Annotated in this window: 14 protein-coding genes; 8 read left to right on the forward strand and 6 right to left on the reverse strand. The window is 68.3% G+C overall.

All coding sequences use genetic code 11. The features are described 5' to 3' along the window. Positions 1 to 6: 6 nt before the first annotated feature. On the reverse strand, positions 7 to 1,677 hold the full coding sequence (locus ACIQLD_RS04465; RefSeq protein ID WP_402605514.1) for a SulP family inorganic anion transporter: 1,671 nt from the start codon (positions 1,675 to 1,677) through the stop codon (positions 7 to 9). Positions 1,678 to 1,870: 193 nt separating this feature from the next. Between ACIQLD_RS04465 and ACIQLD_RS04470 the strand changes: the two genes are divergently transcribed. The 4 genes from ACIQLD_RS04470 to ACIQLD_RS04485 all read left to right on the forward strand — a co-directional run bounded on the left by ACIQLD_RS04470 (position 1,871) and on the right by ACIQLD_RS04485 (position 4,278). After that, on the forward strand, positions 1,871 to 2,257 hold the full coding sequence (locus ACIQLD_RS04470; RefSeq protein WP_387183768.1) for an SHOCT domain-containing protein: 387 nt from the start codon (positions 1,871 to 1,873) through the stop codon (positions 2,255 to 2,257). Between the two features lie 93 nt (positions 2,258 to 2,350). After that, complete coding sequence (locus tag ACIQLD_RS04475; RefSeq protein ID WP_402605518.1) at positions 2,351 to 2,815, forward strand: MarR family winged helix-turn-helix transcriptional regulator; 465 nt, start codon at positions 2,351 to 2,353, stop codon at positions 2,813 to 2,815. Between the two features lie 27 nt (positions 2,816 to 2,842). Then, complete coding sequence (locus ACIQLD_RS04480) at positions 2,843 to 3,820, forward strand: zinc-binding dehydrogenase (protein ID WP_402605521.1); 978 nt, start codon at positions 2,843 to 2,845, stop codon at positions 3,818 to 3,820. Between the two features lie 56 nt (positions 3,821 to 3,876). Beyond that, a complete protein-coding gene (locus ACIQLD_RS04485) occupies positions 3,877 to 4,278 on the forward strand; it encodes a RidA family protein (RefSeq protein ID WP_402605523.1) in 402 nt (133 codons plus the stop codon). A 39-nt stretch (positions 4,279 to 4,317) separates the two neighbouring features. Here the strand turns inward: ACIQLD_RS04485 and ACIQLD_RS04490 are convergent, their stop codons facing one another. Genes ACIQLD_RS04490 through ACIQLD_RS04510 form a run of 5 tightly spaced genes read right to left on the reverse strand, consistent with a single transcriptional unit; the run spans position 4,318 to position 8,393 of the window. Further along, complete coding sequence (locus ACIQLD_RS04490; RefSeq protein WP_402605526.1) at positions 4,318 to 5,394, reverse strand: DNA polymerase IV; 1,077 nt, start codon at positions 5,392 to 5,394, stop codon at positions 4,318 to 4,320. Between the two features lie 45 nt (positions 5,395 to 5,439). Then, positions 5,440 to 5,832 (reverse strand): DUF1304 domain-containing protein, encoded by a 393-nt coding sequence (locus ACIQLD_RS04495; protein ID WP_402605528.1) that lies wholly within the window; start codon positions 5,830 to 5,832, stop codon positions 5,440 to 5,442. A 52-nt stretch (positions 5,833 to 5,884) separates the two neighbouring features. After that, a complete protein-coding gene (locus ACIQLD_RS04500) occupies positions 5,885 to 6,751 on the reverse strand; it encodes a CPBP family intramembrane glutamic endopeptidase (RefSeq protein ID WP_402608482.1) in 867 nt (288 codons plus the stop codon). Between the two features lie 20 nt (positions 6,752 to 6,771). Next, positions 6,772 to 7,497 carry a tRNA (guanosine(46)-N7)-methyltransferase TrmB gene (trmB, locus tag ACIQLD_RS04505; RefSeq protein ID WP_402605531.1) on the reverse strand — a complete coding sequence of 242 codons (726 nt, stop codon included), beginning with the start codon at positions 7,495 to 7,497 and terminating at the stop codon, positions 6,772 to 6,774. Between the two features lie 56 nt (positions 7,498 to 7,553). After that, positions 7,554 to 8,393: a DUF3097 domain-containing protein gene (locus ACIQLD_RS04510; RefSeq protein ID WP_402605534.1), complete on the reverse strand. Its 840-nt coding sequence runs from the start codon at positions 8,391 to 8,393 to the stop codon at positions 7,554 to 7,556. Positions 8,394 to 8,515: 122 nt separating this feature from the next. Here ACIQLD_RS04510 and ACIQLD_RS04515 point away from each other — a divergent pair, with 122 nt between their 5' ends. The 4 genes from ACIQLD_RS04515 to ACIQLD_RS04530 all read left to right on the forward strand — a co-directional run bounded on the left by ACIQLD_RS04515 (position 8,516) and on the right by ACIQLD_RS04530 (position 12,675). Then, positions 8,516 to 10,564, forward strand: a complete 2,049-nt coding sequence (locus ACIQLD_RS04515) for a TPM domain-containing protein (RefSeq protein ID WP_402605537.1) — start codon at positions 8,516 to 8,518, stop codon at positions 10,562 to 10,564. A 58-nt stretch (positions 10,565 to 10,622) separates the two neighbouring features. Further along, positions 10,623 to 11,366, forward strand: a complete 744-nt coding sequence (locus ACIQLD_RS04520) for a PspA/IM30 family protein (protein ID WP_105668571.1) — start codon at positions 10,623 to 10,625, stop codon at positions 11,364 to 11,366. Between the two features lie 65 nt (positions 11,367 to 11,431). Next, complete coding sequence (locus ACIQLD_RS04525; protein WP_402605540.1) at positions 11,432 to 12,235, forward strand: arginase family protein; 804 nt, start codon at positions 11,432 to 11,434, stop codon at positions 12,233 to 12,235. Then, on the forward strand, positions 12,232 to 12,675 hold the full coding sequence (locus tag ACIQLD_RS04530; protein WP_402605543.1) for a Fe-S oxidoreductase: 444 nt from the start codon (positions 12,232 to 12,234) through the stop codon (positions 12,673 to 12,675). Before ACIQLD_RS04525 ends, ACIQLD_RS04530 begins: the two co-directional genes overlap by 4 nt. Positions 12,676 to 12,679: the final 4 nt, after the last annotated feature.

Genomic DNA, 12,679 nt, shown 5'->3' on the forward strand with positions numbered 1-12,679 from the left:
GCCGCGTCAGGGAGCGCCGTCCACTTCACCCTGGTGAACGCTGGGCGTTGAGGCAGCGATCGCCGATGCGGCCGCGGTCATGCCCTCCTGCACCGAATCGTGGACGCGACCCGTCGACTCGAGACCGGCGAACCAGTGCGTGCGCTCCGCGACGGTCTTCGCCGCCTCGGGCAATGCGGCGAGGTGCAGCACGACTCCGAGCTGCGAGAGCTCGCGGTCGAGGTTCTCCAGCGCGTCGAGCACGGTGATCGTCATCACCTCCTGCTGCTTCAACCCCAGCACGAGCGCGTGGGTCCGCTCCCCCTGCGCCGCCACGGTCTCGAGGAGCATCCGCTCGTTCGCCATCGCGTTCGCCGTGTAGAGGCCACGGTCCAGGTCGACGCCGAGCACCCCGGCGTCACTGCCCACGATGGTCGCCTTGGGAACGTTGACCTCGCGCAGCACCAGGACGAGGGTCACGACGACACCGACGGCCACGGCCGGGAGCAGCCCTGCCGTGAGACCGAGTATGGCCACCGACAGCGCGATCCAGAAGTCGACACGACTGATCCGCGCCCAGCGCACGAGTTCGGGGATGTTGATGAGCCCGGCCACGGCGACGAACACCATCGCGGCCAACGTCGCCTCGGGCAGCAGACTGAGAACCGGGCCGAGGAACAGGGCGACGAGGACGGCCAGCACCACGGTGACGACGGTCGCCACCTGCGAGCGCGCCCCCGCGCTCTGATTGACCGCGCTCTGGGAGAATCCGCCGGCGGCGGGCATGGTGCCGAAGAAGGCACCGACCGTGTTCGCCGCTCCGGTCGCGAAGAGCTCCTGATCGCTGTCGATCTGAGGCTCGGTGGCCTTGCGGAGGCTGCGGGCGACGGCTGCGGATTCGAGGAAGGCCATCACGGCGATCGCGAGAGCCCCGGGAACCAGCGCCACGGCCTGTCCGAAGTCCGGTATCCCCGGAACGGGCATGCCGCTCGGCACGGGTGCGATCAGATCGACCCCGAGCCGATCGATTCCGGCCAGCCCGACCAGGAGGATTCCGCCGACCACGACCACCAGAGTGCCCGGCACCTTCGGAGCGAAGCGCTTGAGCACGAGGATCACCGCGATCGATCCGGCTGAGAGGGCGATCGTCGGCCAGTTCGCGCTTCCGACAGCCTGGGCCACGGCGCCGAGCGAGCGGAGGAATCCATGGCCGGAGAAGTCGTCGCTCTCCCCCAGCAGCTTCGGCAGCTGTCCGACGGCGACCGTCGCCCCGACACCGATCTTCAGGCCGAGGACCGTTGCCCCGCTGATGTTCTCGACGAGCGACCCGAGCCGACAGAGCCGCGCGATCAGCAGGACCGCTCCGACGAGCAGCGTCAGCATCATCAGAGAGCCGAGCGCCTCGTCGGATCCGGCGGCCACACCTGCGGAGACCAGGGTCGTCGCGGTCAGCGTCGCGATGGTCGACGTCGTCGAGACGCTCATCGCCCTGCTCCCCCCGAGGAACGCGTACACGATCATCGGCACGATGCAGGTGTACAGCCCCACCTGCACGGGGAGATTCGCGATCGTCGCGTAGGCCATCGCCTGCGGGATCACGACGGCACCTGCCGAGAGCCCCGCGATCACATCGCGGAGGATCCAGGTGCGCTGATAGCCCACGACCGTGCTGAACAGCCACGGCGGTCGTCTCGTCACGGCATCCGCCTTTCCGTCTTCGGGTCGTCAGAAGCGTACTGCGGCGCATGCCCGCAGGAACACGGGAGGAAAGGATCGGACTCTCGACTCACCCTGGTGAACTCCGACCGCGGACGGTGCGTGCACTCCTTCGCACCGAGTAACGTCCGACGGGCCGCCGACTTCGCGCGGAACATCTTTTGAAGGAGAAATCATGAGTTTTTGGGGATCGTTCTGGGACATCATCTGGTGGTTCCTGCTGGCTTTCGTCTTCATCTCGTACCTGTTCGCCCTGTTCGCCATCGTCGCCGACCTCTTCCGTGATCGGAAGCTCAACGGCTGGTGGAAGGCGGTGTGGATCATCTTCCTGATCTTCGTTCCGTTCCTCACGGTGCTCGTGTACCTGATCGCTCGGGGTTCGGGCATGGCGGAGCGGAGCAACGCCGAGGCGGCGAACGCTCGGAGTGCGGCCGACGCGTACATCCAGCAGGTCGCCGGCACGAGCCCGAGCGAGGAGATCGCGAAGGCGAAGGCCCTCCTGGACTCCGGCACGATCACGGCTGAGGAGTACAACACCATCAAGGCCAAGGTCCTCCGCTAGACCGACAGAGAAGAGGGCGTGCTCGATCGCGAGCACGCCCTCTTCTCCATCATTCAAGTTGTGCACAATCAAATGGCATGCAATGCTTTAGTCATGCCCGTGACCGACGAGATGGTGTGCTTCTCGCTCTACTCCGCCGCGCGCGCCACCACACAGGCGTACCGGACCCTGCTCGCCCCCTGGGGGCTGACGTATCCGCAGTACCTGGTCCTCGCCGCACTCTGGCTCGACGGCGAACAGACGATCGGCTCCCTGGGCGAGGTGATGCGCCTGGACTCCGGAACCCTCTCCCCCCTGGTCCGACGCCTTGAGCAGGCAGGACTCGTGGCGAGATCGCGGAGTCGTGAGGACGAACGCGTCGTGACCGTGACCCTCACCGACAAGGGACGCGACCTTCGCTCCGAAGTCGCGCCCATCCATTCCAGGATCACCGCGATCTCCGGACTCCACGACGACGACCACCGCAGGGCGCTCATCGCCGAGTTGCACGACATCACCGATCGCCTCCAGCAGGCGACCGTCGACCTCGGCAGAGCCCACCCTGGCGACGCCCACTGACCCCAGCTCCCACAGAACGGAACCGCCATGCGCGCACTCATCCACCCCACCTTCGGCGATCCGGAAGACGTCCTCCGCATCGAAGACCGCCCGCTTCCCGAGCCCGGCGACGGGCAGGTCCGCCTGCGAGTGGTGCTCTCCCCCATCCACAATCACGATCTCTGGACAGTACGCGGCACCTACGGCTTCAAGCCCGAGCTGCCCGCCGCGTCGGGCACGGAGGCGCTGGGCGTCGTCGATGCGCTGGGCGCCGGTGTCGAGCACCTCACGGTCGGCCAGCGCGTCGCCACGGGCGGCAGCTTCGGCGCATGGGCCGAGTACATCGTGACGAACGCCGCAGGACTCATCCCCATCCCGGACGGACTTCCCGATGAAACGGCCGCTCAGCTCGTGTCGATGCCGTTCAGCGCGATCACCCTGCTCGACTTCCTCACGGTGAAGGAAGGCGACTGGATCGTCCAGAACGCGGCGAACGGTGCCGTCGGGCGCATGCTCGCGCAGCTCGGCTCCGCGCGCGGTGTGAATGTCGTCGGCCTCGTGCGCCGGACGGCGGGGATCACGGAGCTCCGGGAACAGGGCATCGACAGGGTCGTCGCCACCGATCAGGAGGATTGGAAGGCGCAGGTGGGCGCTCTCACCGGCGGTGCACCCATCGTCGCCGGTGTCGACTCGGTCGGCGGCGCGTCAGCCGGCCAGGTGCTCTCACTGCTCGCTGAAGGAGGAACCCTGATCGCGTTCGGCGCGATGGATTCCCCCACCATGGAGATCGCCTCCTCCGATGTGATCTTCAAACAGGCCACGGTGAAGGGGTTCTGGGGCAGCAAGGTGATCCCGCAGCTGGATCCGAGCACGCGCAGTGCACTGTTCGGCGAGTTGTTCCAGCGCCTCTCCGACGGCAGTCTGACCCTGCCCGTCGCCGGCATCTTCGACGCCGCCGACATCCGAACGGCGGTGCAGGCGAGCGATACCGCAGGGCGCGTCGGCAAGGTGCTTCTCCGCTTCTGAGCGCGTCTGCACCCGGGGGTCTTCCCGATGTCGGCCCCCGGGTGCAGAGTGTGCGCATGGACATCACACTCACTCAGCCCGAAGGACTCGTCGCGAGTCCGGCATTCAGTCACGTGGCCGTCGTCCCTCCCGGGGCGACGACCATCTACGTCGGTGGTCAGAACGGCGTCGACACCACGGGAACCGTCGTCTCGTCCGATGCCGGCGAGCAGTCGCTGCGCGCGGTCGAGAACGCCAGGATCGCTCTCGAGTCGGTCGGCGCCGGCCTCGACGACGTGATCAGCTGGACGGTTCTGATCCATCAGGATGCGGATCTGCGCGCAGCCTACGGAGCGGTCGCCTCGAGGCTCGCCAGGGATGGCGCCCCGCCCCTCGTCACTGCTGCGCTGGTGGCAGGGCTCGGAGTACCCGGTGCATTGATCGAGGTGAGCGCCGTGGCGGCCGTCGTGCGGAAATGATCGGTCCCGGCGCTCGGCTCCGCGCGCGGTGGACACAGGTCAGATCCTGCCACGCACCGGCGTCCGCTCCGTGTCGTCGGCGTCGTCCGGCATCGTCATCTCCGCGCGCACGCCCAGGAGTCGAACCTCACGCTCCGGGTCGAGCGTGGCGCCGAGTGCCGCTGCCACCGCGACGAAATCTTCACGATCCGTGGTCGGCCCCGGAAGCTTGCGACCGATCGTCCTGGTCTCGAACGGGGCGTACCGAACCTTGAGGTGCGCACGCACGACGGGTCGCCCCTCGGCGGCGCAGTCGTCGAAGGCCTGGGCCGCGAGTTCCCTGATCGCCGCCTCGACCTCGTCCGGTGTCGTCAGGTTCTGCTGGTACGTCATCTCCCGACTGTGGCTGCGAGCGACCCAGGGCGTGTCATCGACGGTACGCGGACCGACCCCCGAGCCCAAGCCGTGATACCAGACGCCCATCCGCGGTCCGAACTCCGCCACGAGCGTCTGCTCGTCGGCATCGGCGAGCTCACGCACGGTCATGATGCCATGCGCGGCCAGTCGCTTCTGTACCTTGGGCCCGACGCCCCACAACTCGCGCGTCGTTCTGTCTCCCATGACCTCGAACCAGTTCTCCGCCGTGAGACGGAACATGCCGCCGGGCTTGCCGAACTCGGTCGCGATCTTCGCCCGCACCTTGTTGTCGCCGATCCCCACCGAGCAGTGCAGCTCGGTCGCATCGAGCACCGCGGCCTGCGCGGTCCGCGCCACCGTCTCCGGATCGTCCGTCGTCACGCCGAGGAAGCATTCGTCCCAGCCCACGACCTCGAGCACGACATCCGGCAACGTCCGGAGCGCGGCCATCACCTCGCCAGAGGCCAGAGCATAGGCCTCGTGGTCCACGGGGAGGAAGACCGCGTCATCGGGCGCCTTGCGCGCGGCGATCTTCAAAGGCATACCCGAACCGATCCCGAAGGCGCGAGCCTCATACGACGCGGTCGACACCACAGCGCGCTCGGTGGGATCTCCCCGACCGCCCACGATCACCGGGAGGCCGGCGAGCTCGGGCCTTCGCAGAACCTCGACCGCGGCGATGAACTGATCCATGTCCACGTGCAGCACCCAGTCGGCCATGCAACGAGTGTGGTCGCTGTCGCGGCGGATGTCACCCCTGCGCTATCAACTGATCGCGACGCCGATCGCCGTGCCGACCACGGCAAGGAGAGGCAGAGCGCCCTGCATCGTGGCCGCGCGCACCTTGGTGCGGTCAGACAGCACGAGCACCAGCGCGGCGGCGAGCATCATCGCGGTACCGGCGAAGACGAGCGTGAGCCCCACCGTCTCCGCGCCCACGATCACGAGACCGATGCCGAGCAGGGTCGTCAGCGCGAGGAAGAGGTTGTAGAACCCCTGGTTGAAGGCGAGCTGCTTCATCGTGACCGCGTCGGCCTCGCTGGCGACGCCGAAGATCTTCCTCGTCTCGGGGTCGGTCCATCTCAGCGACTCGAGCGCGAAGATGAAGACGTGGAACGCAGCGGCGGCTGCAGCGAGGACGAGACCGACGATGAGCATGGGCTGATTCTCCCGTTCCGAGAGGCCAGGAGCAAGCCGACCGGTGACCGTACTACACGAGGAAGATCGGCAGCAGCCCCGGATTGTGCGCGTGCACCAGCACGGCGAACACCACGGCGTCGAAAAGCAGATGCACCGTGACGACGTAGGCGAGCGAATGCGTGCGGAGGAAGATGTACCCCTGCAGCAGAGCGAACGGGATGGTCAGCAGCGGTCCCCACTCGCGGTACCCGAGCTCCCAGAGGAAGGAGACGAAGACGATCGCCTGCAGCACGTTCGCGACGAGATCCGGGAAGTGACGTCGCAGCAGAGCGAACACCGTGCAGATGAAGAACAGCTCGTCCCAGATTCCGACAGCGCCGACGCCCACGAAGAGCCTCGCGATGAGGTCGGGAGTGTCGACCACGGGCCAGTTCTGGTAGACCCCGCTGGTGATGAAGTAGAAGGGCAGGATCAGCCAGCCGAGAACCAGCACGGCCACGAGCCATCCCCATTGCAGCCACCCCCAGCGTCTGTGCGTCCGCCACGGGAAGCCGATCGCGCGGTCGCGGTAGACGAACCTCGAGATGACATAGGGGACCGCCACCGCCCCGCCGAGCGCGAGCGTGAAGCGCAGCATGGCGAGGTTGTCGAGTTCGGCGGCCAACGGGATGACGCTCACGATCAGCAGACCGACCGCGATCAGGGAGAGGTCTCGGGTGAGCGACGGCGGCCTGTGCACACCGATCACCGTCGCCGTCTCCTGTCGAGCACCCATGCTCACGACCTGACCCTCGGCCGTACGACCGCGCTCGATCACCCATGCCGCACAGATCCCCACCGCGAGCAGCGCCCAACCGAGCCACGGGATCTCCAGCACGAAGAACGCCGGGGCCGCGGCGCACACGAGCAGTGCCGGCACGAAGCCCAGCCGCTGCATCGTGTCACGCCGCACGTCGGTCACGGACGAGCCCTGCGCCGATACACGAGGTCACGGATGTCTCGCCCCTTGGCGATGCCTTTGCGCTCGAACGCGGTCATGACACGCCCGTCGAAACGGTCCGCCCACTCCCCCTCGAACGCACGCTCGAACAGCGGTTCAGCATCGAGCACCTCGCGCATCTGCAGCGCGTAGTCCTCCCAGTCCGTCGCGAGTCGCAGCAGTCCGCCGTCGCGCAGCGCCCTCGCCGCGGTGTCGCCGAATCCCGGGCGCACCAGTCGACGTTTCGTGTGCTTCTTCTTGTGCCACGGGTCGGGGAAAAAGATCCACACCTCCCGCGCCGCAGCCTCGGGGAGGAACGACGAGAGCACCTCGGGCGCATTCGCCTCGACCACACGCAGGTTGCGGGCTCCTTCACGGTCGGCGTCGAGCATCGTCCGTGCGAGTCCGGCACGGAACACCTCGACGGCGAGGAAGTCGTCATCCGGACGCGACGACGCCGCAGCCACGATCGCGTGCCCCTGCCCGGAGCCGATCTCCACGTAGAGATCCGCCGCGCGTCCGTACTCGCTCTCGGGGTCCAGACGGGCCTCGGGGTGCACAGACGTCCAGGCGACATCTCTCGGCACATCGAGCAGGTAGTGCGGGCCGAGCTCGGAGAACGCGCGCTCCTGGGCATCGGACATCCGACCGCTACGGCGCACGAACGACACCGGTTCGTCTCGGAAGGTACGGGGTTCGGGCATGATTCCAGGGTAGCCGTCGGCGTCGCGGCGTCCGGTGCCTCCGGCGGGAGCCGCTCTCAGGCCGGCGGCGCCGTGACGAAGTCGATGAGCTCTTCCACCCGACCCAACAGGGCAGGTTCCAGATCCCGATAGGTCGTGACCTTCGAGAGGATGTGCTGCCAGGCGCGCGCGGTGTCGGCCTGCGTCTCGTGCGGCCAGCCGAAGGCACGGCAGATGCCGACCTTCCACTCGATGCCGCGCGGGATCTCCGGCCACCTCGTGATGCCGAGGGCTCGCGGAGTCACGCACTGCCAGACGTCGACGAAGGGGTGCCCCACGATGCGGAGATGGCGACCGTGCGGACCGCGGGCGACCGCCTCGGCGATCCGCGACTCCTTGGAACCAGGGACGAGGTGATCGACGAGCACGCCGTAGCGTCTGGTCGCGCTGGGCGGTTCGGCCGCCAGCAGATCGTCGAGCAGGTCCACCCCCTGCAGGAACTCGACGACCACGCCTTCGACGCGCAGGTCGGCGCCCCACACCTTCTCGACGAGCTCGGCATCGTGCTTGCCCTCGACGAGGATGCGGCTGGGCAGCGCGACGCGGGCACGCTGATCGGCGACCACGAAGGATCCGGATGCCGTCCGACGTGGCCCCTGGGCGCGCGCCGCGGGGACGACCAGGCGAACCGGTGCACCGTCGATCAGGAATCCGCCTCCGAGGGGGAACAGACGTCGACGTCCGACCCGGTCCTCGAGCTCGACGTTCCCACCCTGCACGCGGGTCACGGCCCCGCAGAAGCCGTCGTCGGCGACCTCCACCACCAGATCCGTCTCCGCCGCCACCTGGGGCACCTGCTTCGCGCCGCGGTCGCGCCAGCCGGTGGCCAGCACATCCGAACCGTACATGTCGTCCATGCCTCCCAGCGTATGTGTCTGCGCTGAGGGCGAACGGCGAAGCCGCATCGAGTGCTGTCGCGTGTCGGACTCAATGCATAGACTCATGACATGGGGCTCGGCTGCCGGTCGGAGGGAACACGATGACGAAACGGTGGCTCGCGCTGGCCGCACTCACGCTCGCCGCCATTGCCGGGGCGTTCACTGCCTCCGCGGCATCAGCCACCGATCCGCTCACCCTCGACGCGGGGTACGTCACCGATCAGGCGGGTGCGCTGAGCGCCGATGAAGAGGCCACCGTCGAAGCCCGGCTCCAGGAGTTGACCGACAACTCGAACGCCGATCTCTTCGTCGTCCTCGTCGACGACTTCACCAATCCCACCGACAATGTGCAATGGGCGGACACCGTCGCTCAGAACAACAACCTCGGCACCGAGCAGTATCTCCTCGCGATCGCGGTCGACGGGCGCAGCTACTACATCTCCGCCGCCCCGGACGGCCCCGTGAGCTTCAGCCAACTCGACAGCATCGAAGACAAGATGGTCCCCTTCGCCTCCGACGGCGACTGGGTCGGGGCGATCACCCTCGCCGCCGACGAGATCCAGGGAGATGGCGGCGCCGGTGCGCTCCGCATCGGACTGATCGTCGTCGCCATCGTCGTGGTTGCGCTGCTCGTGTGGCTCGTGGTCGCGCTGGTGCGCCGCGCGCGCCGCAGGGCCGAGGTCCGCGAACGCGGCGCGATGCCCGAGACGCCCGATCCCGCCGATCCCTTCTCCACGCTCACCGATCAGCAGGTCGAGACGCAGGCCGGCCTCGCGCTCGTGCAGGCGGATGACGCGATCACCTCGAGCCGCGAAGAGCTCGGTTTCGCCGTCGCCCAGTTCGGCGAGGGCGCGACCGACGAATTCACGCGCGTCGTCGATGCGGCGAAGGCCAAGATCTCCGAGGCCTTCGACCTGAAGCAGAAGCTCGATGACGAGATCGAGGACACGATCCACGACCGCAGGGCGTGGCACATCCGCATCATCCAGATCGCCGATGAGATCGACGACATCCTCGACGACAACACCGCGGCGTTCGACGCCCTCCGCAAACTGGAGCAGAACGCCCCGCAGGAGCTCGAGAGGGTTCGCGCCGAGCGCGCCGCTCTGGAGGGCGTCCTCTCGTCAGCCGCACCGGCCCTCGCCGCCTTGTCTGCGACCTATGCCCCCGCGGCACTCGCGATGGTGGCCGACAATCCTGACCAGGCCCGCGAGCGTGCCGACCTGGCGGATCGCTCGATCGAGGCCGCCGCTCAGGCGATCGCGGCCGGACGGTCGGGTGAGGCGGCATTCGCGATCCGCACGGCCGAGCAGTCCGTGGCTCAAGCCGCTCAGCTCGCCCAAGCGGTCACGACGCTCGGCACCGAACTCTCGACGATCGAGGCCCAGTCCCAGGCGCTCGTCGCCGAGCTGCAGGCAGACCTCGCGGCGGCTCAGCAGCTGCCCGACCCCGAGGGCACGATCGCGGGCGCCGCATCCGCGACCGCCCAGCAGCTTCAGGTGGCGCAGTCCGATCTCACGGGTTCGGCCCGCAATCCCCAGCGCGTGCTCGAGGCGCTCACGGCGGCCAACACGCAGATCGATGCCGCGATCGCTCAGGGCAGGGAGAGCGTCGAGCGCGCGCGTCGTGTGCAGCAGATGCTCGAGCAGACCCTCACGCAGGCGAATTCCGAGATCCGCGCCGCTCGCGAATTCATCGAGACCCGGCGCGGAACGGTGGGCTCCACCGCACGCACCCGCCTCGCGAACGCGGAAGCGAGTCTGACGCGCGCACTGAATCTGCGGGCGACCGACCCCGACGCCGCGCTGGCGGAGGCCAATCGCGCGCTCGCTCTGGCGGGCCAGGCGACCTCCGCGGCGCAATCCGACGTGCAGGCCTACACCCCTCCCGGATACGACCAGGGCGGATTCGGAGGCCCGTTCGGCGGATCCGGATCGTCGTCCGGCGGCTCGGGGATCGGTGGGGACATCCTCGGCGGCATCATCGGCGGACTCCTCGCCGGCGGCGGAAGCGGCGGCTCCTCACGACGCGGAAGCAGCAGCGGCTGGCGCTCGTCCGGAGGCGGAGGATTCCGCAGCTCCGGGTTCGGAGGGGGCGGCGGCTCCCGCAGCAGCGGCCGCAGCGGCCGATCGGGAGGTCGACGCTTCTGATCCCCTACACAGACATTTACGACAAGCTCTCGAAGACGCCCTCTGAAAGGAACCACGCATGACCAAGCAGTCCATCTTCGGACGTATCTCGACCCTCGTCCGCGCGAACATCAACTCCCTGCTGGACTCTGCGGAGGACCCGCAGAAGATGATCGATCAGCTCGTTCGCGACTACACGAACAGCATCGCCGACGCCGAGTCGGCGATCGCGGAGACGATCGGTAACCTGCGCCTGCTCGAGCGCGACCATGAGGAAGACGTCCAGGCGTCGACCGAGTGGGGCAACAAGGCCCTCGCCGCCAGCCGCAAGGCCGATGAGATGCGATCGAGCGGCAACACCGCCGACGCCGACAAGTTCGACAACCTCGCCAAGATCGCACTTCAGCGCCAGATCAGCGCCGAGCGCGAGGCCACCGGCGCCGAGCCTCAGATCGCGGCGCAGACCGAGATCGTCGACAAGCTCAAGAGCGGCCTGAACGGCATGAAGGACAAGCTGGTCGAGCTCAAGAACAAGCGCAGCGAGCTCCTCGCACGCGCCAAGGTCGCCGAGGCGCAGACCAAGGTGCAGGACGCTGTCGGCTCGATCAACGTGCTCGACCCCACCAGCGAGCTGGGACGGTTCGAAGACAAGGTCCGCCGCCAGGAGGCCATCGCCCAGGGCAAGATCGAGCTCGCGGCGTCCAGCCTCGACGCGCAGTTCGAGAGCCTGGAAGACCTCGGCGAACTGACCGAGGTCGAGGCCCGCCTCGCCGAGCTCAAGGCCGGCGGCAGCGCTCCCCGCCAGGCCATCGAAGGCAACTGACACGACCGGCGGATGCCCCTGGCTGCGCGCCAGGGGTATCCGCCCTCTCTTCTTCGGAGGCACCCATGGTGCGATTCCTCGTCATCCCGCAGTGGCAGGGTTCGCCCGCACCGCGCGCGATGCTTCTCACCGACGGCGCCGCAGCGATCGCAGGTGACCTCCCCCGCGCTGCGACGACGGTGCTCGACGTACCGGTCGAGGCCGGTGAATCCCTGGGCACCGGGGTCCGCCGCCTGAGCGCTCTGCTGCGCACCCGTGAGATGGTGCACGGGCACGTCGACTCCGACACCGTGGTGATCGGCGGCGACTGCAGCGTCACCGTCGCCGCCCTCGATGCGCTCCCGGGAGGGACGGAGGGGCTCGCCGTGGTGTGGTGCGATGCGCACGCCGACATGCACACCCCCGAGACCTCACCGTCAGGCGCGTTCTCGGGCATGGCACTGCGTGCCCTGCTCGGTGAGGGTGAAGATCAGCTCGTGCTGTCCCCCGCGATCCCGGCGAACCGTGTGGTGACCGTCGGCATGCGCAATCTCGACGACGCGGAAGTCGAGCAGATCACTCCTCTGACCAACCTCTCGGTCGACGACCTCGCGCGCCCCGAAGCGCTGCTCGACGCGGTCCGGGCGACCGGGGCGACGCGAGTGTGGGTTCACATCGACGTCGATGTGCTCGATCCCTCCGACTTCGCCGGTGTGTCGTCATCGGTACCGTTCGGGCTCTCGCCTGCAGCACTGAGCACCGCCATCCGCGCGCTGCGCACCGACCTGCCGCTGGCAGGGGCGACGATCGCCGGGTTCGCTCCGCGGTCTCCTGCGGACGCGGTCGACGACCTGGGCGCGCTGCTACGGCTGGTCGGAGCCGTGGCGTGACCGCGGCGACGGACTGGCGACCGGAGGCCGAAGAAGCCCTCGCGCGCGGACGGCGCTTCGACCGTCGCATCCCGGCGTTCCTGCTGCGCTCCCCGATCAGCCGTCTCGGTTACCTCTGGGGCACGGGCATCGGCTGGCTCTGGGGATCGCTGTGGAGCACGGGTCCCGTCGAGCGACGCGCCGGGCTGTGGGTGTTCCAGGGCATGCCGAGCTGGACCTTCAACCGAGGAGGCGTCTGCGTAGGCGGCTGCTTCTTGACCGGTGACGTCCGCCCCAGCGAGGCGGTACTCCGACATGAGGCCGTGCACAAGGCGCAGTGGCTCCGCTACGGCTTCCTGATGCCCGTCCTGTACCTGTTCGCCGGGCGCGACCCGCTGCACAACCGCTTCGAGATCGAGGCGGGGCTGGAAGACGGCAACTACGTGCGCCGCACGCGCTGACCGA

The sequence above is a fragment of the Microbacterium sp. NPDC091662 genome, from assembly GCF_044756705.1.
Classification (GTDB): Bacteria; Actinomycetota; Actinomycetes; order Actinomycetales; family Microbacteriaceae; genus Microbacterium.

Coding starts and splice junctions, on each gene's coding strand:
- ACIQLD_RS04470 (WP_387183768.1), top strand. CDS start 1,871: ATGAGTTTTTGGGGATCGTTCTGGGACATCATCTGGTGGTTCCTGCTG.
- ACIQLD_RS04520 (WP_105668571.1), top strand. CDS start 10,623: ATGACCAAGCAGTCCATCTTCGGACGTATCTCGACCCTCGTCCGCGCG.
- ACIQLD_RS04475 (WP_402605518.1), top strand. CDS start 2,351: ATGCCCGTGACCGACGAGATGGTGTGCTTCTCGCTCTACTCCGCCGCG.
- ACIQLD_RS04480 (WP_402605521.1), top strand. CDS start 2,843: ATGCGCGCACTCATCCACCCCACCTTCGGCGATCCGGAAGACGTCCTC.
- ACIQLD_RS04525 (WP_402605540.1), top strand. CDS start 11,432: ATGGTGCGATTCCTCGTCATCCCGCAGTGGCAGGGTTCGCCCGCACCG.
- ACIQLD_RS04485 (WP_402605523.1), top strand. CDS start 3,877: ATGGACATCACACTCACTCAGCCCGAAGGACTCGTCGCGAGTCCGGCA.
- ACIQLD_RS04495 (WP_402605528.1), bottom strand. CDS start 5,832: ATGCTCATCGTCGGTCTCGTCCTCGCTGCAGCCGCCGCTGCGTTCCAC.
- ACIQLD_RS04500 (WP_402608482.1), bottom strand. CDS start 6,751: ATGCAGCGGCTGGGCTTCGTGCCGGCACTGCTCGTGTGCGCCGCGGCC.
- ACIQLD_RS04510 (WP_402605534.1), bottom strand. CDS start 8,393: ATGGACGACATGTACGGTTCGGATGTGCTGGCCACCGGCTGGCGCGAC.
- trmB (WP_402605531.1), bottom strand. CDS start 7,497: ATGCCCGAACCCCGTACCTTCCGAGACGAACCGGTGTCGTTCGTGCGC.
- ACIQLD_RS04490 (WP_402605526.1), bottom strand. CDS start 5,394: ATGGCCGACTGGGTGCTGCACGTGGACATGGATCAGTTCATCGCCGCG.
- ACIQLD_RS04515 (WP_402605537.1), top strand. CDS start 8,516: ATGACGAAACGGTGGCTCGCGCTGGCCGCACTCACGCTCGCCGCCATT.